Source organism: bacterium (assembly GCA_024228115.1).
Classification (GTDB): Bacteria; Myxococcota_A; UBA9160; order UBA9160; family UBA6930.
On sequence record JAAETT010000333.1, the window covers coordinates 20833 to 44605 of the forward strand.

The window sequence follows — 23773 nt, forward strand, 5'->3', positions numbered from 1 at the left end:
CCTGGCGCCGGCGGCGTGCCAGGAGTTCGCCATGTTAGCCAATGTTCTCGGCGATCTTGAAGATCGGGAGGTACATCGCGATCAACATGCCGCCAATCGTTCCACCGAGGAACACCATCATCAGCGGTTCCAGGAGGGCGGTCAATGCATCGACGGCGTTGTCGACCTCTTCGTCGTAGAAGTCGGCGATCTTTGCAAGCATCGTATCCATCGCACCGGTCGATTCACCGACGGCAATCATCTGGACGACCATGCCGGGGAAGACGCCCGCTTCTTCGAGAGGCTCAGCCATCGTCCGGCCTTCCGAGATCGCCGAGCGCGTCTTCATGATCGCGGTTTCGATCACCAGGTTTCCGGCGGTCTTGGCGCAGATCTCGAGAGCATCGAGGATGGGAACACCACTGGAGACCATGGTGCCGAGCGTTCTCGTGAAACGGGCCACTGCCACCTTTCGAAGGAGAGGCCCGAACACCGGCGTCCGAAGGAAGATGGCGTCCGTCCGGAAGCGGAACTTCGGAAAGCGCTTTCGCGCCTGCATGAAGAGCCATAGGACACCCACGGTTGCGGCCACCATGATCACCAGCCATTCCTGCAGGAACTCACTGATCGTAATGACCATCTGGGTGGGTCCGGGAAGCGCGCCGCCGAAATCCTCGAACATCTTCTGGAAGACCGGGATGACCTTGACCAGCAGCAGCGCAATGACCGCAATCGATACCACCAGCACGGTGGTCGGGTAGACCATCGCGCCCTTCACCTTGCGGCGTAGCGAGTCGGCCTTCTCCAGGTAGACGGCCAGGCGGTTGAGGATCGTGTCGAGGATACCGCCGATCTCGCCTGCGCGAACCAGGTTCACGTAGAGCTTGTCGAAGGTCTTCGGCTGCTTCTCGAGAGCGTCGGCGAACGTCGAGCCCTGCTCCACGTCGACCTTGATCTCGCGCAGGATCGCCTTCATCGTCTTGTTCGGATTCTGGGCGGACAAGATGTCGAGGCATTGGACGAGCGGAAGACCGGCATCGATCATCGTCGCGAACTGTCGCGTGAAGATCACCTGGTCCCGAATCGTCACCTTCGGCTTCAAGAGGTTGATGTTCTCGAGAATGTCCTTGGGCTTTGCCTTTACGGACACGGGCATGATCATCTGCGAGCGCAGCTGTGTCATCACCGCCGCTTCGTTAGCGGCCTCGATCGAGCCCTTCTTGGTACCCCCCTGACGGGTTTGACCTTCCCATACGTAAACAGGCATTGGAGACCCCCTTGCCTAAGCAGCGCCGGCGCGTCGTGCGACCGACCCACCACCGTTGGACATGATCTGACGCAGCTCGTCGGTATCGCCGCTGCGCCCCATTGCATCATCGAGACTGATCATTCGCTTCTGATGCAGCGAAGCGAGCGATTGATTCATCGTCTGCATGCCGAACTTGTCCTGCCCGATCTGCATCTGCGAGTAGATCTGGTGGAGCTTGTCCTCGCGCATCAGATTTCGGATGGCTGAGTTCGGAACCATGATCTCCATGGCCAGCGCCCGGCCCGGCCCGTTCGCGCGCGGAATCAGGGTCTGGCTGACGACGCCCTCGAGCACGAACGAAAGCTGGGCCCGAACCTGGGATTGCTGGTAGGGCGGAAATACGTCGACGATCCGGTTGATCGACTGGACGCACGAGTTCGTATGCAGCGTTGCGAAGGCCAGGTGGCCCGTCTCCGCGACGGTCAAAGCGGCCTCGATGGTTTCGAGGTCTCGCATCTCACCGATCAGCACCACGTCCGGGTCCTGGCGCAAGATGTACTTCAAGGCCTTGGTGAATGAATCGGTATCGGCACCGACTTCTCGCTGATTGACGAGGCAGCCCTTATGGGGATGCAGGTACTCGATCGGATCCTCGACCGTCACGATATGCTCGTTCCGCTCGGTATTGATCTTGTCGAGGATCGTCGCCAGCGTCGTGGACTTTCCCGATCCGGTCGGCCCGGTCACCAGGATCAATCCACGGGGCTTTTGCGCCAGCTCGGAGATGACCTTCGGGAGCCCCAGCTCCTCGAACGACTTGATCTTGTAGGGGATGGCGCGAAACGCACCAGCCACCGCACCGCGCTGCATGAAGACGTTGGCGCGGAACCGCGAGAGCCCCCGAACGCCGAACGAGAGGTCGAGCTCGTTGTTCTCCTCGAAGCGATGCTTCTGGGAGTCCGTCAGAATCGAGTAGCAGAGCTGTTTCGTCTCCGGAGGTGAGAGGGGCGGCATCTTCAACGGATGCAGCTTCCCATCGATTCGAAGCTGAGGCGGCGAGCTGGTCGTGACATGGAGGTCGCTCCCCCCCTTCTCGATCATCGCCTTCAGCAATTGATGCAGGTTCGCCATGGTTCGCTCCTAGAAATCCGCAGCCGAGACCCGATAGACCTCGGGGAGGGTCGTCGTGCCCTCTTTGACCATGTTCAAGGCACTCCGTCGCAAGGTCAGCATCTCGAGGCGAATCGCCTCTCGTTTGAGTTCGGTCGTCGAGGCACCGTTCAAGATGAATTCCTTCAGCTCTTCGCCGATGCGCATGACTTCATAGAGGGCGATCCGCCCCTTGAAACCCGTATCCGAGCAGACGTGACACCCTCGGCCTTTGTTGGCGGTGGTGGAATTCGCCTCGTCCTCCTCCATCCCGGCTTCCATCAGGGCCTCGGCATTCACGTCGGGATCGGGCTCGCTGCACTCGACGCAGATCCGCCGGGCAAGACGCTGGGCGACGATCGCGTTCACGGAAGAAGCGACCAGGAACGGCTCGATGCCCATGTTGAGCAGGCGATTCACGGTCGAAGGCGCGTCGTTGGTATGCAGGGTCGAGAGCACCATGTGACCGGTGAGTGCCGCCTTGACCGCGATCTCTGCGGTCTCGAAATCCCGGATCTCACCGACCATGATGATGTCCGGGTCCTGGCGAAGGAACGAACGCAGCGAGGCCGCGAAGTTGAGACCGATGTCCTCATGCATCTGGACCTGGTTGATGCCGGAGAGGTTGAACTCGACCGGATCCTCTGCAGTGGAGATGTTCTCCGAGCTCTGGTTCAGTTCCGAGAGCGCGGAATACAGGGTGGTCGTCTTACCCGAACCGGTCGGGCCGGTGACCAGTACCATTCCGAATGGCTGGTGAATCGCTTCCTTGAAGACATCGAGTTGTTCTGTTTCGAAGCCCAGCTTGGTCATGTCGAGCTGCAGGTTCGATTTGTCCAGAAGCCGAAGCACGGTCTTCTCACCGAAGAGGGTCGGAAGGACGGAGACGCGATAGTCCATCTCCTTGCCCCGCCCGAGCTTCAGCTTGATGCGTCCATCCTGGGGAAGACGCCGCTCGGCGATATCGAGCTCGGCCATGATCTTCAGGCGTGAGGTGATCGCGTTCCGCAGCTTCATGGGCGGCGTCATGCTTTCGTAGAGCACACCGTCGATGCGGTAGCGAACCCGGAAAGCCTTCTCATAGGGCTCGATGTGGATATCCGACGCACCCTTCTTGATGGCGTCGGTGAGGATCAGGTTCACGAGCTTGACGACGGGCGCGTCCTCGGATTCCTTGGCGAGCTCGAGGACATCGACATCGTCGTCCTCGGAGAGCACCTCGACATCCGAGTCGTCGAAGTCGCCCATGATGTCGTCGATGCTGGCAGTCTTGTCGTAGTGCCGATCGATGGCCCGTTTGATCTGCTCTTCGGACGCGACGACGACTTCGACGTTGTACCCGGTAAGGAACTTGATGTCGTCGATCGCGAAGATGTTCGACGGATCGGCCGTGGCCAGGATCAGCGTCGAGCCGGCGCGGTTCACCGGCAGCACGTTGTGCTTGAGGGCGACTTCTTCTGGGATCAACTGGATCACGGCCGGGTCGACATCGAACTCCTCGAGGTCGATGTCCGGCACACCATATTGCGACGCCACGAAGCCGGAGAGTTCGTTCTCCTGCAGGAAGCCGAGCTTGGTGATCTGGGCTCCGAGGCGGCCACCATGGTCCCGCGCCTCTGCGCGCGCCTTTTTCAGCTGCTCGGTGGTAAGCAGGCTCTCCTTGACCAGGAGCTCGCCGATCCGCTCGTTCAACCCAGATTCTCCCCTCGGGTCCGCGAGCTTCCAACGCCGGCGAGGACTTGGCCCCCTCCCCTGCACGTGCGAAACCCCTGCGAACCCGCCCGGTTATCGGCGGGACTCCGAGGGATCTTTACTCCGGGGCGCCACCCGCGGGGGCCGTGTCATCGCCACCTTCGGCGCCAGCCATCGCCTCGTCTAGCCGCGTACCGCGGAAGCGGAGTACAGCGAGGCCCAGAGCCGTCAGGCTCACCCAGAAGAGCGCGTGGGCCAGGGTGCCAAGAGCCAGCGCGAGCTCCTCGGAGACCCCGAGGGGAACGAGGGCCGCCCGGCAAGCCGCGTGATACGTGCCGGCGAAGCCCGGGGCCGAAGGCAGGGCCACGGCTGCGCCCACCCAGACCATCAGTGTCCAGCTGGCCTGGAGATCCGGCCACAGCCCCCCGAGATCGATGCCAAAGGCCCGGAGCGCGGCGTAGTAAGGAATGATGTTGATCAGGACCCAGAAAGTCACCGAGTGGAACAAGACCCAGAAGAGGTCCTTGCCGTTGCGCATTCCCCGGAGCCCGTGCGCAATCTGGTCGAGTAGCCCACAGATCCGATCGGTGAGCCCCTGCGGAGCCCAGCCAAGCCCCCAGCGGACCAGACCGATGAAGAAATCCGGGGCCTGACGCAGGGCAATGACGCCCAACAGGGGCACGGAGGCCACGATGGAGAGAGCGACCAGCGCCTGGCGGCCGTCCAGACCGGACGCCTCGGCACCCTGGCTGCCCAACACGATCGCCGCGAGCCCCAACAAACCGATGGCGTCGATCACGCGCTCGACGATCACGCTGCCGAAGATCGCCGCGCCGGACATGCCCGTCTCTCGGGCGAGAAACCACGAACGAGCCAACTCGCCCAGCCGAAATGGGAACAGGTTGTTCGCCATGTAGCCGACGGCGGTGGCACGAAAGAGCGTGCCGGTCTCGATCTCGCCGAAGGCGCGAAGCAGATGGCGCCAGCGCAACGCCCGGCTCCAGGTGCAGAGCACATAGCCGACGGCCGAGGGCAGCAGCAGCCAGGCGAGATCCACCCGGGCCATTTCCGCCACAAGTACCGGGAAATCGACGCCCCGAAAAGCGAAGACCAGAGCCGCAGCGGTGATCGCGAAACCGACCCACAAGCGGGGATCGGCCCAGCGCCGTCGGGCGGCACCGGTGGACGGGTTGGAATCGCTCATTCCCTGCCCAGGCGCTCCCGCGCCGCCTCCGCGTCGCGGCCGATCTGTGCCCTCAGAGCGTCCACATCCGGGAACTTCTCTTCACCGCGTAGAAAGTGCTCGAAGCTCAGGTCGATGCGACGACCGTAGACGTCGGTGTCGAAATCGAGCACGTGGGCTTCTGCCAGCACCGGATCGTCGTCCTTGAACGTCGGGCGACGCCCGACGTTCACGACCGCGGGATAGACCTTCCCGGCTGCTGGCTCTCCCCCATCCAGAAAGGACACGTGGCCCGCATACACGCCGGATGCGGGCAGGATCTCGCTCTCAGGATCCAGGTTCAGGGTTGGAAACCCGATGCTCCGGCCACGCCGGTCGCCCTCCACCACGCGGCCGCGCGCAGCGTAGGGCCGATCGAGCAGGAGAGCCGCGTCCTCCACCTTTCCCTCCTCCAACAACCCACGAATCCGGGTTGAATTGACATCCAGGTCTCTCACCGTGACCTCGGGAATGATCGTCACCGCGAAGCCCAGGCGCGGGCCCAATTCGGTGAGGGTCCGCATCGACCCTTCGCGGTCGCGACCGTAGTGGAAGTCATAGCCGACGTAGACCTCCCGGGGCCCGATGCGCTCATGGAGGATTCCCCGCACGAAACGCTCTGCGGGGAGCCGGGCGAACTCCAGGGTGAAGGGCTCGACGATCACCACATCGACGCCCTGGGCCTCGAGCAGCTCGAGCTTCTGCTCCAACGTCGTGAGCAGCCTCGGCGCCTGATCCGGGCGGAGGACCTTTCGCGGATGGGGTTCGAAGGTGTAGACGACGGCCGGGCCGCCAAGACTCCCGGCCCGGTCGATCACCGTATCCATGATCGCCCGGTGCCCCAGGTGGAGACCATCGAAATTGCCGACCGTCAGCGCTGAGCCAACGAGCGGATCTCCAACGTTCTCACTGCCTCGAACCACCCGCAATCGCTAGACTCCCGCGCCGGATGCCTACCCTCTGGCGCTATACCGCTGTCCGCTTCCTCACGGCCTTTGCCGGATCACTCGTGATTCTGGCGCTCGTTCTGCTGGTCGTCGACATGTTGCTGAATCTCGGCGATGTGATCGAGGCCGAGAGCGGCTTTCTGGGCGCGATCGGATTGCTCCTCCAGCGCACCACAGCCACCTACCTCCCCTACCTGATCCCGGTCTCGACGTTCACCGCGGTCCTGTTCTCCGTAGGTCAGGCAGCTCGCCACCGCGAGATCGTCGCCGCGAAGGCGGGAGGCGTCTCTCCCCTTCGGGCCCTCCTGCCCATCTTCGCGATCTCGGCAGGCATCGCCCTGTTTTCTTTCATCCTGAACGAGACCGTCACCCTTCGAGCCGCCAGCGCCATGAATGCGAGTACCGGATCCTCGGTCGGCGAGGTCACCTTGAGATCCGGCTCGATCTGGTATCACACGGGCAAGATGATCTACAACATCCGAGACCCGCGCCCTGAAGGCCAGACGGTCCTCGACGTGCGGGTCTTCGAACGAGACGAGGCCGGCCGCCTCGTCCGGCTCATCCACGCCCGCGAAGCGGAGCGCCTGGCGCCCCATGAATGGCGTTTCGTCGGAGCCACGATTCGGAGCTTCGACCCGGTCGATGCCAAGAATCCGCCGATCGTCGAACGGGCCGAGGAGATCGTCCTCGAACTGGGAGAAGACCGGACACCCCACCTCCAACAGGCCGAGCTCGTGGTCTTGCCCCTCGCCACGCTCGCGGAGTACGTGAGCGACGTTCTCAGCGAGGGCGGCAACGCGGGACGCGCACGATCGCTCCTTCACAGCCGGCTTACGATTCCATTCCTGGTGCTCCTGTTCGCCCTCCTCGCCGTGCCGCTTGCTCTCTCCGTGGAGCAGACCCGGAGCCTTGCCATGCCTGCCCTCCAGGGCGTGGGCCTGCTCTTCATCTTCCTGCTGCTGCGAGAATACAGCGCAAGCTTCGGAGCCCGCGGAGAGCTCTCCGCCGCCCTCGCGCCCTGGATCACCCTGCTCGTCTTCTTCGCCCTCGGAGGCTGGCGCCTCTCCCGCGTCCACCAATAGGGGGGGCCGCTTCGCTTCTCCTTGCGGATCGCGGGGCGGGGCACAGGTCGGGTGGAAATAAAGCGCAGGCAGAGGCGACTTCCAGCGTGTGCTCGTTCGCTAGCGGCGAAAGCCGCGTAAGCGAACCTGCAACGAGCCCCTACGCGGCCACCCGATCCCCGGCCGAGCCATTCCACCCGACCTGTGCCCAGCCCCGGCGACTCCCGTCCTCGCGTGAGAAGCGAAGCAGCGTCGAGTGGCTCGCGTCTAGGGCGATGTGGCTCCGGCTTCGTCCAGGTATTTGAGGAACGGGTGATCCGGCGGAAGGACCATGGTCGTTCCCTCGCCTAGCGTCTTTCGATAGGCCTCGAGGCTTCGGACGAAATCGTAGAACTCGGGATCCTCGGAGAAGGCGTCTGCATAGACACCTGCTGCGCCCGCATCACCCTCACCACGAATGCGCGTGGCATCACCCCGGGCACGTTCGATGGTGATCTCTGCATCCCGATCGGCTGCCGCGCGGATCTTCCGCGCCCCCTCTTCACCTTCGGCGCGGTATTTCTTGGCCAGCTCTTCCCGCTCGGAGCGCATGCGACCGTAGACCTTCGACTCCGGCTCACCGGATGGGATCTCCGTGCGGTTGATGCGAACCTCGGCGAGCTCGATTCCGTTGGCTCGAATGTTCTGGCACGACCGCGCCGTGATCACGTCGGTCAAGGTCAGCGGTAGCTCGTTCCCGTCGAGGTCCTTGCGTACCGGCACACAACCCGATGCCCGTGCGGGGGCCAGATCGACGCCATCCGGGATCTCGCGGGCCAATACCTGCTCGAGCTTGAGGCGCCCGATCACCTCACGCACCCGGCCTTTCACCAACTGATTCAGTTGACGCTCGGCTTCCTCGATGCCCGCCGGAAAGCTCTTGTAGAACTGGAGCGGATCGCTGATCCGCCAGATCGCGAAGTTGTCGACGACCAGCGGCTCCTTGTCGAGGGTCTGGATGGGCTTCGGTTCCGGCCCCGAGCTCAGATGCAGCCAACGGCTATCGAAGGTGCGGATCTCCGTCACCGGAAACGCCAACGAGATGCCGGGCTCGGTGATCACCGAGCGCACGTCGCCCAGGAAGAGCGCGATACGCTGCTCTCCTTCGCGATTGAGCACCAACGGGCCGTAGCCCAGGTAGCTCGTCACAAGCGGTACACCGATCAACAACAACAGAAGAAGACGGGCCATCAGCGACTCCTCCCAACTTGATCGAGGGGCAGGTAGGGCACCACCGATCCGGGCTCGACGATGACCTTCTGGGATTTCGAGAGCACCTCTTCCATCGTCTCCAGATAGAGCCGCTTGCGGGTGATCTCTGGTGCCTTCTTGTACTCGATCAGCAGGGAACGAAAACGGGCGTTCTCTCCCTCCGCCTTCGCGATTCGGCTCTGCTTGTAGGCCTCCGCCGATTCGAGGAGCTCGGCCGCGGTGGCCTGGGCGCGAGGCAGCACCTGATTCTGGTGGGCCCGCGCCTCGTTTTCCTGGCGATTGCGATCCTGGTTGGCCGCGACCACATCATCGAAAGCACCTCGCACCTCCGTCGGCGGTTGCACTTCCTGCAGCTCGACCTGGAAAACTTCGATCCCGGTTTGGTAGAGGTCGAGCAATGCGGTCAGAAGGGTCGCGGCCTCGCTCTCGACGGAGAACCGCGCATCGGCGAGCACGCCATCGATGTGGTTGAGGGCAACGACCTCGCGCATGGCCGCCTGCGCGGCGTCCCGCACGATCGCATCGATATCCCGAACGGAATAGAGCGCCCGCCGCGGATCGACGACCCGGTAGCGGACCACGAACTCCAGATGGACGATGGCGTTGTCACCGGTCTGCATGACCGTCTCGGCCTTGGTCTCGAGCGGCCGATCCACATCGCCGAACTCCTCCCGACGAACCTTCTGGGTCTGGACGATGGCGTGGGTCTCGATCGGTGCGGGCAGATGGAAGCCGAGGCCGGACGATGTCACCGTGCGGTTGTAGGCCCCGAGCCGCAAGATCACGGCTTGCTCGCCGATATCGAGCTGGAACGTCCCCGTGTACCCGACCCATACGGCGAGCCCGACGATGAGTAGTACCCCTGTGGACAACCTCCGGATCAGACGTCCGGCTTTGCGTTCCTCGGGCGCGCCCCCCTTCGCCATCTAGCCGCTCCCCTCTCCGGAACCCACGTCCGCATTCCGCTGCAAATCGTAGAAAGGCTTCAGGATGTCGATCGGGATCGGAAAGACGGTCGTCGAGTTGTTCTCCGTTGCGATATCCGCCAGCGTCTGGAGGTAGCGGAGCTGAAGCGCCGCGGGCTCACCGGAGAGAACCTGCGCCGCCTCCCGGAGCCGCACGGCAGCCTGGGCTTCACCCTCCGCGTGGATGATCTTCGAGCGCTTCTCCCGCTCGGCCTCGGCCTGCTTGGCCATGGCGCGCTGCATGTCGCTGGGTAGATCGATCTGCTTCAGCTCCACTGCGCGCACCTTCACACCCCAGGGCTCGGTCTGGAGATCGATGATCTCCTGCAACTGCCGATTGATGTTCTCGCGCTCCGCCAGGAGTTCATCGAGCTCGGCCTGACCGCAGACGCTTCGCAACGTGGTCTGGGAAAGCTGGGACGTCCCGTAGAGGTAGTTCTCGACCTGGATGACGGCCTTCTCCGGGTGCAGGACCCGGAAGTAGATCACCGCGTTCACCTTCACCGAGACGTTGTCACGGGTGATCACTTCCTGCGGCGGCACGTCCATCACGATCTCGCGCAGGCTGACCCGCACCATGCGATCGACCATCGGAATGATCCAGCGGATGCCCGCTTCCTTGACACCGGCGTAGCGGCCGAAGCGAAAGAGCACGCCCCGTTCGTACTCCTGCAAGATGCGGATGCCGGCGGCGCCAATCAATCCGAGAATGCCGACCAGGATGATCAGCGGTGACAGACCCATGCTCCCCTCCTCCAAGGGCGCCGAAGGACGCGCCCTGCTCTTCTCTTCTCAGCTCGGCCCTGCTTGCCCGTCGGCCGAACGCACGTGAAGCGTCAGCCCATCGATACTTTCGGCCACGACCCGCGCTTCCGCTGGAATCGGCTCGGTAGATCGGGCCGTCCAGAATTCACCGCGGATGAAGACCGTACCGGATGGATCGATGGCTGTACGGGCCACACCTTCCATTCCGACCAGCTCGTAGACACCGGATTCCTGACGACGTCCCATCGAGCGCCCCACCGCGAAGACCACCAGGGCTCCGAAGGCCCCCATTCCACCCACGGCGGGTACCAGCACCGGCCAGAACGACACGTTCAGGTCCGAGAGTTCCGGACGATCGAAGAGCATCGAGCCACCGAGCAACATGCAGGCCGCACCGGAAGCAAACAGCAGGCCAAACGATGTCACGAAGGCTTCGGCGACCATCAGACCGAGCCCGACCAGCATCAACAGGACGCCCACCCAGGAGAAAGGCAGGATCTGGAATGCGATCAAGGCCAGCAACAGGCAGATGGCGCCGGCCACACCGGGAAAGATCATCCCCGGTTGGTTCATCTCCACATACAGGCCGAGCACGCCCGCCATGAACAACAGCACGGCAACATCAGGACTGGCCAGCACATCGAAGATGCGCGTGAGGAGGTCCATCTCGATTTCCTGGGTGGGGGCGCCCGCGAAGGCCAGCCGCTGGGTCTTCCCGCCGACCTTGATTTCCCGCCCCTCGAGCTGCTTCAGGAGGTCGGCCCGATCGTCTGCGACCAGATCGATCACGTTCAGCTCCACTGCCCGATCCGCTGTGATCGCGACCGAGTTGCGGACGGCGTCCTGAGCCCAATCCACATTGCGGTCCCGCTCCTCGGCGATCGCTTTCATGTAGGCCGCCAGCATGTTCTCTGCCTTCGCCGCGGCGTGATCCTGGCTCTTGCCCTCTTCGCCCTCGGGCGTACCGCCGCCGCCGATGCCCACGGGATGGGCGGCGCCGATCGTCGAGCCAGGTGCCATGGCGGCCACGTGGCCCGCGATCGTGATGAACGTTCCTGCCGAGCCGGCCCAGGCACCCTGGGGCGAGACATAGACGATGATCGGAACCTTCGAGCGCAGCATCGCCTGGATGATGTCCTGGGTCGATGTAACCAGGCCGCCGGGGGTATCGAGTTCCATCAGCAACGCCCGGGCTCCTGCCTCCTCACTCTCACGAATGGCCTGCTGGATGTAGTCGCTGCTGGCGGGATTGATCGAGCCATCGATGCGGATGACCGTCAGCGGACCGCTGTCACGGGTCGGTGTTTCGCCCGCCTCGTCCTGGGCCGCCAGGCCCATCGCCAGCCAAGGCAGGAAGAACGCCACCGAAATGGCAAGGCGTGCACGGCGGAGAGTCTTCATCGGGTGCCCTCACGCAGCTTTTCCACGCGGTCGAGAATGCGCCCGGCCACCTCGGCCTTGGACAACAACGGCAACTCGTCCACCTCACCTCCGGGAGACACGAACATCACGGCGTTGGTGTCCGTATCGAAGCCCGTATCACTCCGAGAAATATCGTTTGCCACCAGCAGATCGCAGCCCTTGCGGGCGAGCTTGCGACGGGCGGCTTCCACCACATCGTGGCTCTCCGCTGCGAAGCCCACCACGACGCGGTCACCTCTGCGCCCACTGATCCCCTCGAGGATGTCCGGGGTCGCAACCAGTTCGATCCGAAGGCCAGCGCCGGGCTCGAGATCTTCCTTCTTGATCTTGCGCGCGGAGGCATCCGCCGGTCGGAAGTCGGCGACCGCGGCCGCCATGACGACGACCTGGCTGGCCTCGAACTCCGCCTCGACGGCCGAAGCCATCTCGAGGGCCGTCTCGATATCGATCCTCCGAACGCCAGGCGGCGTCGCAAGCGGACAAGGCCCGGCGACCAGCACGACCTCGGCGCCGCGTCGGGCCGCCTCCTCCGCAACGGCGAAACCCATCTTGCCGCTCGAGCGATTCGTGATCGAGCGGACGGCGTCGATCGGCTCCCGGGTGCCGCCCGCGCTCGCGAGCACACGGACGCCTTTCCAGGTCCCACCTCCGAGAAGCAGGGCCACGCGTCCGGCGATCGTTGCGGGCTCGGCCATGCGGCCCTCGCCCTCCCAACCACAGGCCAGCTCACCGGCTTCCGGCCCCTCGAAATGGACGCCCCGCTCACGCAGCAGCTCGGCATTGGCGCGCGTTGCTGGATGGGACCACATGTTCACGTTCATCGCCGGGGCGAGCAGCACCGGCGCCTGCGTCGCCAGAAGCACGGTCGAAACCAGATCGTCGGCCAGCCCCTGGGCGAGCTTCGCCATGCGGTCGGCGGTGGCCGGAGCCACCACCACCAGATCGGCCCAATCGGCCAGCTCGATATGCGAGATCTCTCCCTCTTCTCCCGGGTCGAAGAGCGAGCTGCGCACGGGCGCTCCCGAGAGCGTCTGAAGCACGAGGGGCGAGACGAACTCTCCCGCGGCCTTCGTGAGCACGCAGCGCACAGAGTGCCCCGCCCGCCGGAGCAGACGGACCAGTTCCGGGATCTTGTACGCCGCGATCCCTCCCGCCACGGCGAGAAGCACGTTGCCGGGCCGAGCCGAGGGCTGAGTGTTCACGAAGCGCCTCCCGCCGGGGAGTCCGGAATCGGAGAAAGCCAAGGGAAAACAACCATGTAAGGCGGGAGGGTACCGAACCTCCCAGCCCGGGCGAGGGGACGTGTTCTTAGCCCAGGAGCGCCCGACCGCGCGCCAGGCGCTGAGCCAACGCCTTGGCGGTAGGAGCTTCGGCATACACCCGGAGAACGGATTCGGTTCCAGAGCTTCGGAGCATCAGGAAACCACCATCGGCCAACTGACAGCGAAGGCCATCGTGGCGGAGAACCCCGGTTACCCGCTGCCGATCGATGCTCTTCGGCGGAGTGCGAGAGAGCTTCCGGAGGCGATGATTCCGGGCCGGGGTTGCCGGCATGGCGATTCGGCCGCAGGCCGAACCGCGGTGGCGACGCCGCAGTTCCTGGAGTTGGACCGCGAGGGAGCGCCGGTCGAGAGAGAGCCTCTCTACCAACAGGGCGGCGGCCAGGATGCCGTCTTTGTCCCGAGCCATCGGAGCCCATGCAAAACCGCCACTCTCTTCTCCTGCCACATCCGCGCGTCCGGCGACCAACTCTTCACTGAGCGGCTTGAAGCCGATCGGAAGCCGAGAGACCTCGCACCCGTAGGCTCGGGCCACGCGTTCGGGAAAGCTGCCGGTCGCGACCGAGAGCGCGATACCCCGCAGGATCCTTCCGTGTCGGCCGAGATGGTCGATCAGCAGGGCCAGCGCATCGCTCTCCGAGAGCCGCCGGCCACTCGCGGTGACCACAGAGAACCGATCCGCATCACCGTCGCTGGCAAGGCCCAGGGCGGCGCCCTGCGCGCGCACCGCCCGACTCAGGGCGACGAGCCGAGCGGGTTCCGGATCCGGTGCGAACCCACCGAAGCGCGGATCCGCGTCGGCGTGAAGGGTGCTCACCCGAGCGCCCGCAGCGCGCAGCCACGTATCGAGCACTCCCGCTCCGGTTCCGTGAAGCGCGTCGTAGACGATGGGGAGTCGGGCGCGTCGGAGCGCGCCACAGTCGATCCGTTTCGAGAGACGGCTCAGGTAGGCCGGTACGAGATCGGTCGGCGGCGGGGCCTTCCTGCGGGCGGGCTCGCGGGCGCTCTCCAGGATCTCCGCCGCCCGGCCGGCGACGGCCTCGGCCCACGGCCGAGGTGCGGGGGCTCCGTCGCTGCCGACGAGCTTGACTCCCTGGTACTCCGGCGGATTGTGACTGGCCGTGAACAAGATCCCGGCCGCCGCGTGCTTCCAACGAACGCTGCTGGTGGCAACAGGTGTGGGTGTTGGGCCTGCGGTGCGAACCGGCCGGACGCCGGCACCCGAGAGGACCTCGGCCGCCTCATCGGCGAGACGCTTGCCCATGAAACGAGTGTCATGGGCGACGATCACGCGAACCGCGGAGCCCCTTCCCCCCTGGGAGCGCACCTTCTCGGCCACCGCGCGAACCAGGGCACGGGCTTTCGGGAGTGTGAACTCTTCCCCCAGAATGCCGCGCCAGCCGCTGGTGCCGAACGAAATGGGCGGCCGCGAACTTCCCGAGGGGGCGGAACGTTGCTGGCTCACTTTTTCTGGAACTTCTCCCGGAGATATTTCTCGACCAGCGGCGGCACCCATTCGCTGATGTCGACCCCGAAGGAGACCAGTTCTTTCAGGCGTGAAGAGCTGACGTAGAAGTGCTCCTGGCCCGTCATCAGGAAGAGCGTCTCGACGTCCGGGTTCATGTGCCGATTCATGAGTGCCATCTCGAACTCGTACTGGAAATCCGCGGTCGCCCGCAGGCCCCGGATCACGGTCTTCGCTCCCACCTCGGCGGCGTAATCCACGGCCAACACGGCGAACGACGTGATCTCGACGCCGGGCAGATCACCGATGGAGGCGCGAAGCATCTCCAGGCGCTGCTCCACGGTAAACGTCCCACTCTTGTCCACGTTGTGGGCAACGGCCACCACCAGCCGGGGAAACACGCGCCGTGCGCGATGAACCAGATCGAGATGTCCATTCGTGACCGGGTCGAAGCTGGCGGGAAACAGGGCCAACTGGTTCGCGTCGTCGCTCATGCGGCTCCTTCGTTGCCTGGGTCTTCCGCCCCGGGATGCGTCGACTCCAGGTCCGACGTGAACCAGAGGAGTAGGGTGTCACCGTAGCGCCGCTCGTCCACTCGCCGCAGCCCTTCCACGGAACCGGGATCATGCCGGCGATCTGTTTCGAGAACCAGGGTTCCCGCGGGATCCAGGAGCCCAAGCCTGGCGATCGCCTGTAGCGCCTCCAGCGCTTCCCCGGAGGCGTAGGGCGGATCGACGAGGATCAGCTGGAAGCAATCGCTGCTGCGAGCGAAACGGCGCAGCGCAGCTCGCGCCGGACTCCGCACAACCCGGGCCCTCTCCTCGAGGCCAAGCGCCTCCAGATTGGCGCGAACGGTCGCCCCGCAGACGGCGGCATGATCCACGAACACCGCGGATTCGGCTCCGCGCGAGAGCGCTTCGATGCCCAGCGCGCCGGAGCCGGCGAAGAGGTCGAGTACACGTCTCCCCTGCTGGGATCCGAGGCGCATGAACAGGGATTCGCGGACGCGATCGGAAGTGGGACGCACTTCCCCGCGACGCGGCATTTCGACACGTCGGCCGACGAGCTCTCCTCCTGTCACGCGCACTCGGAAAACTTCGCGCGAGCGGCTTGGATGCACAACTTCTGAATTGCAGCAAGCCAACAGCCTTGCCTAGAATTCGCGGCCTTCGGAGTTGACACTATTCGGTGACGCAATCGCGGAACCCTTGCGGCGTTGGCACGGCCAGGAGAACAGGATGTCGAAGACGACGGTGGATCGCGCAAAGAAGAACCTGCCGGAGCGCCTCTCCCAGGTGCGAGGCATTCGCTCCCAGAGACAATTCGCGCGCGACCTCGGCGTCTTCCAACAGAACGTGAACCGCTACGAGAGTGGCACCACCCCCCATACCGATTTCCTGATCCAGCTCGCATTGAAGGAGAATGTCTCCATCGATTGGCTGCTCCTCGGCAAGGGGCGAATGCGTCGCGGACGCTGAGCCGATCGCCAGGAGCGATCCCAACGGCGCTCATGGGTAATCCATGTTCCTTTCGTGCGGGCCTCGCAAGCGACTGCATAGCTTCACGAACGAGCAGCTCCCAGGCACAAGCAAGTGTCGTGTCAGGGAACTTCGAATACGGGCCACTTCGGGGCACGAAACTTGAACTCCCGGCGCTCATGGTCGTCGTTCTCGCTCTCCTCGTGTTGCTGGCCTCCGCGGCCGACCACTGGACCACCTTCGTCTGCCTCCAGAACCCATTGGAAGGCGTCACGGAAGCCAACCCCATCTCCCGCTGGCTCTTCGCGGGAATCGGCCTGGCACCCGGACTCTGGCTCGACAGCCTGGTCACCCTCCTCGGCATGACCTTCCTGGTCAAGACCCCCCTCGTCCCCGAAGAGTTGAAGGTGTTGTTCCTCAGCGTGGTGTTGTTCGGCACCGGCTACGCAGTGCACAACAATCTGGGCGCGATCCAACAGCTGGGTTTGTCGGTGCTCGGCGGGTAGAGGAGTTTCTGCCGCCTGCCAGCTGCGGTGGTTGGCCAGCTTGGGTATCGCGGGCTGTTGAGGGGGATCGGTCGGGGGGTGCGGGGGTTCCTTCGATCCTGCGGGGCTCTTCCGGGCGGCCGACGGGCGGGCGCGGCGCCTTGGCCCACATAGATGAAGCGGATGCCGGCTCTGGCCCGTGGGTCCGCTAGACGGCTGCCGGGATCTCGGCCGGATCGAGGCGGGGGCCAGCCTTACGCCAGCCCTCGGCCAGGAGCGACGTATGTGGCGTGGCGACCGCCACCACATTTCCCCCAGGCCGCTCCCGTGCTTGAGCGACGAGTCCCATGGCAGCGCGCGGCCAACCCTCGAACCAACGCCCTGAAGAAGCGGGGTCGATCCTCGTTGTCCTGGGCTGCTTTTTCATGTGTCGACGAGCGTTCAGAAGCACGTAGCGCATCGCATTCCGTACCTGGGTAGGCGTCCGCAGCACCACATGGTGAAAGCGGTCCAACAGGACACGCCCCTTTCGCCCGAACACCCGATTCACCGCCCGCGCCAGACGCGCCCCCAACGCATTCATCCCCCTGCCGAGCGCCCCCGCATCCTTGGCCTCGACGATCAGATGCAGATGATTCGACTGGATCGAGTAGTGCACGAGCCGGAAGTCCGTGCGCTCGAGCACACAGGCAAACGACCGCTCCACCTCCCGCACCAGCCGCCCATCGCGAAGTGACGGGACATCGGGTCGAACCTTCATGGTCACGTGGCACGGATGCCGCGAAGCCAAAGGCGCTCGCTGGAGATGGGCCACTCGCGGGTTCGGGCCGCGCTTGCGACCCGCGCCCTCGCGCCTTCCACCCCAGCCATGAAGAGGAAGATCAAGCTGAGAAGTCCGACGCACCATGGTGTTGATATTGGCATTGTTTGTTCTTGATGTCAAGGAAAACTCATGGACCAGGCGGGCTAGAGCGCCGCGCCTACGCGTCGGCCGGACGAGTACCCACCGCAGGATGAAAGGATGCCGTCACCCCCAACCCGTCCCCCCTCACCAGCCCCGCGAGAACCAGGCCGGCCAATCACCGCGCACCGCAGGTGGCGATCGAACCGCTCACGCGACCGGCCGCCAGCCCCTACCAGCTCTCGCCAACCACCGCCTCAGCGAACGCATCCACCGCGTTCATGGCCGCACGGTCGCCACGGGTGTAGCCGTTGGCAAGAATCGAGAAGACCACATCGCGCCCGCCTGCAGTCTGGGCGATCCCGGTCAGGGCGGTGACGCCGGTCAGCAACCCCGTCTTTCCACGCATCCGATCTCGCGTGGTCGATGCGCGTTTCTTCAAGGTGCCATCCCGTCCCGCAATGGGCAGGGCCGCGAGCAGATCCGGAGCCATTTCGAAGCGTTGATCTGCGGCCCGCATGACCTCGACAAGAACGCGGGCCGAGACCCGGTTGTCACGAGAGAGCCCGGAACCGTCGGCCAGACGCATCCCCTCCAGGTCGATTCCCATGCTCGTGAGCTGTGCACGCATGGCGGCTAGCCCGCGCGGCCAGGTTCCGGGCTCGCTTGCAGACCCGCGGCCAAGCAACTTCACGAGGGCTTCGGCAATCATGTTGTTGCTGTTCTTCACGAAGAGCGTGACGATGCGACCCAGCGCAAACCCTTCGAAAGCCATCAGGGGTTGCGCATCTTCTGGCACCGGTGCTCGCCGTGTCGCCCCCTCCAATGCGATCCCATTGGCGGCGAGCTGCTGGCGTAGCACGGCCGCGGCATAGCGTGTGGGGTGCGCAACCGAGCGGTAGACGTCCTTCGCGTCCCCGCCGAAGGGAAGCGAGCCGGAGACGCGCACTTCCTCGGCGGTTCCGAGCGCAACCCGATCCACCGTCAGCGCCGCAGGGCTACCGGATGGACCGGTACGCGCCTGGCTGCGGAGCTCCAGATACGGAACAGGGGGATCCAGGGTGACTCGGGCCGCCTCCCCCAGCTTGGCACCCGGCGCGACCCGCACGCGGAACGCTCCGTAGTTCGCAGACAAGGCGCCAACGGGTGCGTGGTACGCGCGCGCGGAAATCGGCTGCCAACTCGGATGCCAGCGCTCGTCATCCAAGGCCCGATCATCCAGGACGAGCGGCCCACGAATCCGGACGACGCCGAGCGCACGAAGATCGGCCGCCAACCTCCACCACTGTTCGGAGGTCATCGAGGGATCGCCGGCACCCCGCACATAGAGTGCGGCAAGCTCGCCGTGGGCCCCTACCGGCCCCGGCGCGAGCACTTCCGTTTCGAAGCGGTGGGTGGGGCCCCAGGTCGCGAGGGCGGCGACGGCGGTCAGCAGCTTCTGGTTCGAAGCCGGCACCAGCGGCCGATTCGGGTGCCGGGAATAGAGCGGCTCACCGCTCTCGCGATCGACCACCAGCACCGAGAGACGCGCACTCTTCAGGCCCGGAGCCGCCAGGGCCCGATCGATCGTTTCCGAGGCATCGACGCTCGAAGCGATGAGCCCGAGGAGCAAGAGCACCCAACCCTGTCCGAACGATCGTCGCCGCATGCCCAACCTCCCTTGCGTTGCCGAACCTATCCACGGGCCCGACCGCCTGCAATCGGGCCTCGCGATGCAGGGCCGTCCGGGAGCCCCTCGGTCGTCTCGCCTTGCACCTTTGCCCGTTGCCCGCTTGTCTCTTGGGGGTCCGCACCGATGGGGGGTTTGCGGTGCTCAACGTCATCTGGATCGGCCTCGTGCTCGTCTCCGTGGTCGCGGCTGCTTTTACCGGCCGCATGGAGGCGGTCTCGAACGGTGCCCTGCAAGCCGCCAAGAGCGCGATCGAGCTCGTCATCACGCTGACGGGCGGCATGGTGCTCTTTCTCGGCCTGGTTCGCGTCGCGGCGGATGGCGGCATGTTGCGCTGGGTGGTGCGAGGGTTGCGGCCGATCCTGCGCCGGCTCTTCCCGGACGTTCCGCCCGACCATCCCGCCATGGCGGCGATGATCATGAACTTCGCCGCGAACATCATGGGGCTCGGAAACGCAGCGACGCCCTTTGGCATCAAGGCGATGGTGGAGCTGAACAAGCTCAATCCGATTCAAGGCTCGGCCACCAACACGATGGCGCTCTTCCTGGCGATCAACACCTCCTCGATCGTCCTCTTCCCGCCCACCGGCACCGTCTTCGCTCGCGTCGAGGCCGGCTCCAGCATGCCGTTCGCCATCTGGGTTCCGACGCTATTCGCCACCTTCTGCTCGACCACCGTCGCCATCACGGTGTGCTTGATGCTCCAACGGCTCCCCATGTTCCGTCCCAACCCACCGGAACGGCGCGACGCTGTCGAAGAGGAGCCGCCGGAGGAGGAGAATCTTCCCGACATCGAACTGCCGGATGTCGACGCACCGGCGGAGCCGATGGGCCGACAGCGCGCGGTCGTGTTGACCACCTTCGGAATCGCCTTGTTCGCGGGCCTGGTGTGGCGCCTGAACGAACGCATCCCGGAAATCGGTGCGTGGGGCTTCGTGCGCGATGAACTCATCGTGCATTGGATGCTCCCGCTGCTGATCGCCGGAATGGTGCTGGTTGGCGTCGCGGGACGCGTACGCGTCTACGACGTACTCGTCGACGCTGGGCGCGAGGGCCTCGATGTGGCCGTCCGCATCGCTCCCTACCTGGTCGCCATTCTGGTCGCGATCGGCATGTTCCGCGGCTCGGGTGCTCTGGATCTCTTCATTGGTTGGCTCGAACCCCTGACCTCTACCGTGGGCGTTCCAGCGGAAAGCCTGCCGATGGCGCTGCTGCGCCCCCTCTCCGGCTCCGGCTCGTTTGGGGTCATGGCAGAGATCCTCCAGACGCACGGCGCGGATTCCTTCACCGGCCTGGTGACGAGCACACTGATGGGCTCGACCGAAACCACGTTCTATGTGCTCGCCGTCTACCTGGGTGCGGCGAGAGTCGGTGATGCACGTCACATCCTGCCGGCGTGCCTGGCGGGAGACTTTGCAGGATTCGTCGGTGCCGTGGTGGCTTGCCATCTCTTCTTCGGCTGACAGCCGGCCGAAATGGGAGAAGCTCAGCGCGGAGCCCGTGTTGTACCCGCAAGCGGCGGAGGGGTCGGAAGTTCGGCTGCCATGCATATCGTTTCGCCCCAGTCGCAGAACGTGCCGATGACGGAGCCGCCTTCCTCCGGTCATACGATGACTCCTGAACGCGTTGCAGCGTTCGCGGCCGAGTGTCTCGGAAGCGATGTGGATTCGATCCAGGAAATCCCGGCCGGCCTCGGCTTGCGTCGCTTCTACCGGGTTCAGGTTCGTGGAACTCCGGCCTCGGTCATCGCCCGGGTCGAAGCTGCCGAAGACCCGGCCGGGCGCCCCGCCAATGCAGTGCCCGAGCCCCCGCTCGAGCCGCTGCGCTCCCACCTCGAACAGCATGGCCTCCCGGTACCGGGCAGGCTTGGTGGCGACGCGAACCTGGGCATCGAACTCCTCGAAGATTGCGGCGACCTCAGCCTCGAACGCGCCGCTACGCTCGCTCCCGAGCATCGCGCCGTCTGGACGCGCCGTGTCGTCGACACGATTCCCCGCCTCCAGTCCGTGCCCGCCGATCCCGCCATTCCGGCCTTCGGTCGGCGCCTGGACGAAGCCCTTTTCCGCTACAAGGCCGAGCTCTTCCAGAAGTGGAGCTTGCCCACGGGCCTCGGCCGTACCGCCACCCAGAGCGAAGCCGCGGTCGTACGTGAAGCGTTCCAGTGGATTGCCGGGCAGGTCGCCGACGCTCCCATGCGGCTCGCGCATCGCGATCTCCAGAGCCGCAATCTCCTGCTCTCCGCCCCCACGGCGGACGCACGCATCACATGGATCGACCTGCAGGGCGCGTTTCTCGCTCCGCCCGAGTACGACCTGGTCTGCTTGCTTCGCGATTCCTATCTGCCAGTGCCCGAACCCGAGGTCGACACGCTGCTCCGGGAGGTCGCGTCGACGCTCCCGGAGGCCGTCCTGCCGGGCACGCTCCGGCAACGCTTCGATCTCCTGACGCTCACCCGCAAGGGGAAGGATCACGCGCGCTTCCTGTATGCGGCGGCGAATCGCGGTCGAGATGCGGAGCTCGAGCACGTCCCCGCCACGGTTCGCATGCTGCACCGTGCAGCAGACGCCTGCGCGGGCTTCGCACCGGAACTCTCCCGACTGGCCGAGTTGGTTCGGACCCTGCCGGAAGACGCAGGTGCCCCGCGATGAGGGCGATGATCGTCGGTGCTGGACTTGGAACCCGGCTACAGCCGTTGACCCACCTGCTCCCCAAGCCGGCCGTGCCGGTGCGCGGTCTGCCCCTGGTCGCCTACCCGCTGGCACTGCTCGCATCGGTGGGTGTGCGGGAAGTCGTCGTGAACACCCATCACCTGCCCGAGGCACTTCGCGAGGCGTGTATCGCCAACTGTCCGGGGGGCATGGAGCTGCACTTCTCCCACGAGGAGAGCCTCCTCCATACCGGGGGAGCGATCCGCCGCGTGAGGGAGTTCCTCCGAGAGAGCGATCCCTGCCTGGTTCTCGGGGGCGACATGATTCTCGATCTCGACCTGGCGGCGCTCATCGAGCGTCACAGGGCGAGCGGCTGGGCAGCAACGTTGTCGTTGCGCGACGACCCCCGTGCGGCTCGCTTCGGGACGATCGGAGTCGACGGCCAGGGACGCCTGCGGCGCATCGCCGGGCGCTTCGACCTGGGCGGCGAGAAGGCGGCAGGGGTCTACACCTGGCTCAATATCCTTTCGCCCAAAGCCTTCGACAGCCTGCCCGATCGCGAGGTGTTCAACCATCTCGACGACTGGCTCGCCCCGCGAGCTGGCGCGTTAGGCGATGTCGGTGCCGAAATCGGGGGCGAGGCGGACACGCATTGGATTCCGGTAGGGACGGCCGAGGAGTACCTGGTGGCCAATTTCGCCGAGCCGAAGCTGCGATACCTCGACGTCCCTGCTCTCGCCCGGGCCCGGGGAGTCGTGCTCGCCAAGGATCGTGTCATTGGAGCCGGCGCAGGGGTCCCTGCCAACGCCGAGCTCGATCGGGTCGTGGTCTGGGATAACGAACAGCTGCCCGACGGCTTCCACGGCCACGACGGTGTCTTTGCGGGCGGCACCTTCCATCCTTGCGGGGCAGCGGCATGAGCGAAGTCGTACTCATCGGCACGAGCGACGCTTTCGGCTCTGGCGGCCGGCGCCAATCCGCCTACCTGGTGCGCGCTCCCTCCGGTGGCGCGTTGATCGATTGTGGCCAGACCACGGGCTCCGGCCTCGCCGCTCTCGGTATCTCTCGCGACGAGATCGACGTGATCGTCATCTCCCATTTCCATGCCGACCACTTCGGCGGCATCCCGCTCTTCCTGCTCGCCGCCGAATATCAAGATGCCCGTCGCAAGCCGATCCGTATCGTTGGCCCCCCGACCGTCGAGACGCGGGTACGACGGGTCGCCATGGCCCTGGGCCACGGGATCGAAGACCACGAGTGGAGCTTCCCGATCCAGTTCCAGGAATTGGTGGCCGGCTCCGAGACGGAGCTCGGACCGATCCGCGCACGCGCGTTCGAAACCCGACATTCGCCGGATTCCTGCCCCCACGGGCTGATCATCAATACGGGCGCTCACCGGATTGCGTACTCCGGCGATACGGGCTGGTTCGACGAGCTTCCCGGAGAAGTCGCCGGCACGGATCTCTTCCTCTGCGAATGCACCCAGGTCAGCCAGAGCTTCGAGTACCACCTCTCTCTCGACGAACTCGCCGAGCAGCGCCGGAATTTCGACGTCAAGGATCTGATCCTGACCCACATGGGCGACGAGATGCGAAACCTCACCGACCACATGGGCTTCGACATCGCCGACGACGGCCGGGTCATCAAGCTGTAGGGGACGTTGCTCGTGAGTTCCGAGCAGCCAGCGCTCGCTCAGTTTTTTTCAAAGCACCGGCCGTAGTGGCCGTAGCGCAGCAGGACATGCCACAGCAGCTTGAGGGCTTGCAACGCATCTGCAGGGGGCCCAAATGCCGCCCAAGGATCGGGAGCGTGCACCAGCTCGGCCGCTGCAACACCGATCTCAGCAGCTGTGACCACACCCGCTGGCGCGACCCGCCGGGCCAACGCCGGCATCCTCGGACCACGAAAATCGGTGGGCACATCCTGGACCCGCAGTGCGAAGCCGCCATGCCACAGCAGTTGCACGTCGTAGCGCTCACAGAGCACAGCAAGCGCCTCCTCGGTTGTTGGCGATCACGAGAAACCGTAGAAATCTGATCATCTAGCCGTGGTCGCGCGCGAGTGCTGGTTTCTCGTCAGAACGGCGAATCGGTGTCGGTCGGATCGGTGTCGGTCGGATCGGTGTCGAGTTCGCGATCGAGAGCC

Annotated in this window: 23 protein-coding genes; 7 read left to right on the plus strand and 16 right to left on the minus strand. The window is 65.0% G+C overall.

The annotated features are described in order from the left end of the window. Positions 1 to 34: 34 nt before the first annotated feature. The 5 genes from GY937_14690 to GY937_14710 all read right to left on the minus strand — a co-directional run bounded on the left by GY937_14690 (position 35) and on the right by GY937_14710 (position 6220). On the minus strand, positions 35 to 1246 hold the full coding sequence (locus GY937_14690; protein MCP5057950.1) for a type II secretion system F family protein: 1212 nt from the start codon (positions 1244 to 1246) through the stop codon (positions 35 to 37). A gap of 15 nt (positions 1247 to 1261) precedes the next feature. Continuing rightward, positions 1262 to 2359 (minus strand): type IV pilus twitching motility protein PilT, encoded by a 1098-nt coding sequence (locus GY937_14695; GenBank protein MCP5057951.1) that lies wholly within the window; start codon positions 2357 to 2359, stop codon positions 1262 to 1264. Between the two features lie 9 nt (positions 2360 to 2368). Continuing rightward, positions 2369 to 4069: a type IV-A pilus assembly ATPase PilB gene (pilB, locus tag GY937_14700; GenBank protein ID MCP5057952.1), complete on the minus strand. Its 1701-nt coding sequence runs from the start codon at positions 4067 to 4069 to the stop codon at positions 2369 to 2371. A gap of 118 nt (positions 4070 to 4187) precedes the next feature. Then, on the minus strand, positions 4188 to 5273 hold the full coding sequence (locus tag GY937_14705; GenBank protein ID MCP5057953.1) for a flippase-like domain-containing protein: 1086 nt from the start codon (positions 5271 to 5273) through the stop codon (positions 4188 to 4190). Continuing rightward, positions 5270 to 6220, minus strand: a complete 951-nt coding sequence (locus tag GY937_14710; GenBank protein ID MCP5057954.1) for a bifunctional riboflavin kinase/FAD synthetase — start codon at positions 6218 to 6220, stop codon at positions 5270 to 5272. Before GY937_14710 ends, GY937_14705 begins: the two co-directional genes overlap by 4 nt. Positions 6221 to 6240: 20 nt before the next feature. On the opposite strand from GY937_14710, the gene GY937_14715 reads away from it, so the two are divergent. Further along, entirely contained in the window at positions 6241 to 7320 is a 1080-nt protein-coding gene (locus GY937_14715; GenBank protein ID MCP5057955.1) for a YjgP/YjgQ family permease, read from the plus strand. A gap of 246 nt (positions 7321 to 7566) precedes the next feature. On the opposite strand, the gene hflC is transcribed toward GY937_14715, so the two are convergent. From hflC to rsmD, 8 genes are read right to left on the minus strand one after another with little or no spacing between them, the layout of a single operon-like run. Further along, complete coding sequence (gene hflC / locus GY937_14720) at positions 7567 to 8529, minus strand: protease modulator HflC (protein ID MCP5057956.1); 963 nt, start codon at positions 8527 to 8529, stop codon at positions 7567 to 7569. After that, complete coding sequence (gene hflK, locus GY937_14725; protein ID MCP5057957.1) at positions 8529 to 9476, minus strand: FtsH protease activity modulator HflK; 948 nt, start codon at positions 9474 to 9476, stop codon at positions 8529 to 8531. The genes hflC and hflK overlap by 1 nt, the downstream gene beginning before the upstream one ends. Continuing rightward, a complete protein-coding gene (locus tag GY937_14730; GenBank protein MCP5057958.1) occupies positions 9477 to 10259 on the minus strand; it encodes a slipin family protein in 783 nt (260 codons plus the stop codon). A 48-nt stretch (positions 10260 to 10307) separates the two neighbouring features. Then, positions 10308 to 11681, minus strand: a complete 1374-nt coding sequence (locus GY937_14735) for a nodulation protein NfeD (GenBank protein ID MCP5057959.1) — start codon at positions 11679 to 11681, stop codon at positions 10308 to 10310. Beyond that, positions 11678 to 13078 carry a bifunctional phosphopantothenoylcysteine decarboxylase/phosphopantothenate--cysteine ligase CoaBC gene (coaBC, locus tag GY937_14740; GenBank protein MCP5057960.1) on the minus strand — a complete coding sequence of 467 codons (1401 nt, stop codon included), beginning with the start codon at positions 13076 to 13078 and terminating at the stop codon, positions 11678 to 11680. The genes GY937_14735 and coaBC overlap by 4 nt, the downstream gene beginning before the upstream one ends. Next, positions 13011 to 14447, minus strand: coding sequence for a hypothetical protein (locus tag GY937_14745; protein ID MCP5057961.1), 1437 nt, complete (start codon positions 14445 to 14447; stop codon positions 13011 to 13013). Before GY937_14745 ends, coaBC begins: the two co-directional genes overlap by 68 nt. Further along, entirely contained in the window at positions 14444 to 14941 is a 498-nt protein-coding gene (gene coaD / locus GY937_14750; protein MCP5057962.1) for a pantetheine-phosphate adenylyltransferase, read from the minus strand. Before coaD ends, GY937_14745 begins: the two co-directional genes overlap by 4 nt. Then, complete coding sequence (gene rsmD / locus GY937_14755) at positions 14938 to 15534, minus strand: 16S rRNA (guanine(966)-N(2))-methyltransferase RsmD (protein ID MCP5057963.1); 597 nt, start codon at positions 15532 to 15534, stop codon at positions 14938 to 14940. Before rsmD ends, coaD begins: the two co-directional genes overlap by 4 nt. 151 nt (positions 15535 to 15685) lie before the next feature. Between rsmD and GY937_14760 the strand changes: the two genes are divergently transcribed. After that, the gene (locus GY937_14760; protein MCP5057964.1) at positions 15686 to 15925 is read left to right on the plus strand and encodes a bacteriophage CI repressor; all 240 of its coding nucleotides are present in this window, start codon (positions 15686 to 15688) and stop codon (positions 15923 to 15925) included. A gap of 119 nt (positions 15926 to 16044) precedes the next feature. Further along, positions 16045 to 16431, plus strand: a complete 387-nt coding sequence (locus GY937_14765; protein ID MCP5057965.1) for a hypothetical protein — start codon at positions 16045 to 16047, stop codon at positions 16429 to 16431. 187 nt (positions 16432 to 16618) lie between these two features. On the opposite strand, the gene GY937_14770 is transcribed toward GY937_14765, so the two are convergent. Together GY937_14770 and dacB are read right to left on the minus strand one after the other, a co-directional pair. Then, a complete protein-coding gene (locus GY937_14770) occupies positions 16619 to 17170 on the minus strand; it encodes a hypothetical protein (GenBank protein MCP5057966.1) in 552 nt (183 codons plus the stop codon). 373 nt (positions 17171 to 17543) lie between these two features. After that, positions 17544 to 18959 carry a D-alanyl-D-alanine carboxypeptidase/D-alanyl-D-alanine-endopeptidase gene (dacB, locus tag GY937_14775; GenBank protein MCP5057967.1) on the minus strand — a complete coding sequence of 472 codons (1416 nt, stop codon included), beginning with the start codon at positions 18957 to 18959 and terminating at the stop codon, positions 17544 to 17546. 227 nt (positions 18960 to 19186) lie between these two features. Between dacB and GY937_14780 the strand changes: the two genes are divergently transcribed. From GY937_14780 to GY937_14795, 4 genes are all read left to right on the plus strand, one after another. Then, positions 19187 to 20443, plus strand: coding sequence for a spore maturation protein (locus GY937_14780; protein ID MCP5057968.1), 1257 nt, complete (start codon positions 19187 to 19189; stop codon positions 20441 to 20443). A gap of 147 nt (positions 20444 to 20590) precedes the next feature. Then, complete coding sequence (locus GY937_14785; GenBank protein MCP5057969.1) at positions 20591 to 21628, plus strand: phosphotransferase; 1038 nt, start codon at positions 20591 to 20593, stop codon at positions 21626 to 21628. Continuing rightward, positions 21625 to 22548, plus strand: a complete 924-nt coding sequence (locus tag GY937_14790) for an NTP transferase domain-containing protein (GenBank protein MCP5057970.1) — start codon at positions 21625 to 21627, stop codon at positions 22546 to 22548. The genes GY937_14785 and GY937_14790 overlap by 4 nt, the downstream gene beginning before the upstream one ends. Further along, positions 22545 to 23282, plus strand: coding sequence for an MBL fold metallo-hydrolase (locus GY937_14795; protein ID MCP5057971.1), 738 nt, complete (start codon positions 22545 to 22547; stop codon positions 23280 to 23282). Before GY937_14790 ends, GY937_14795 begins: the two co-directional genes overlap by 4 nt. A gap of 38 nt (positions 23283 to 23320) precedes the next feature. On the opposite strand, the gene GY937_14800 is transcribed toward GY937_14795, so the two are convergent. Next, positions 23321 to 23614, minus strand: a complete 294-nt coding sequence (locus GY937_14800; protein ID MCP5057972.1) for a DUF3626 domain-containing protein — start codon at positions 23612 to 23614, stop codon at positions 23321 to 23323. Positions 23615 to 23773: the final 159 nt, after the last annotated feature.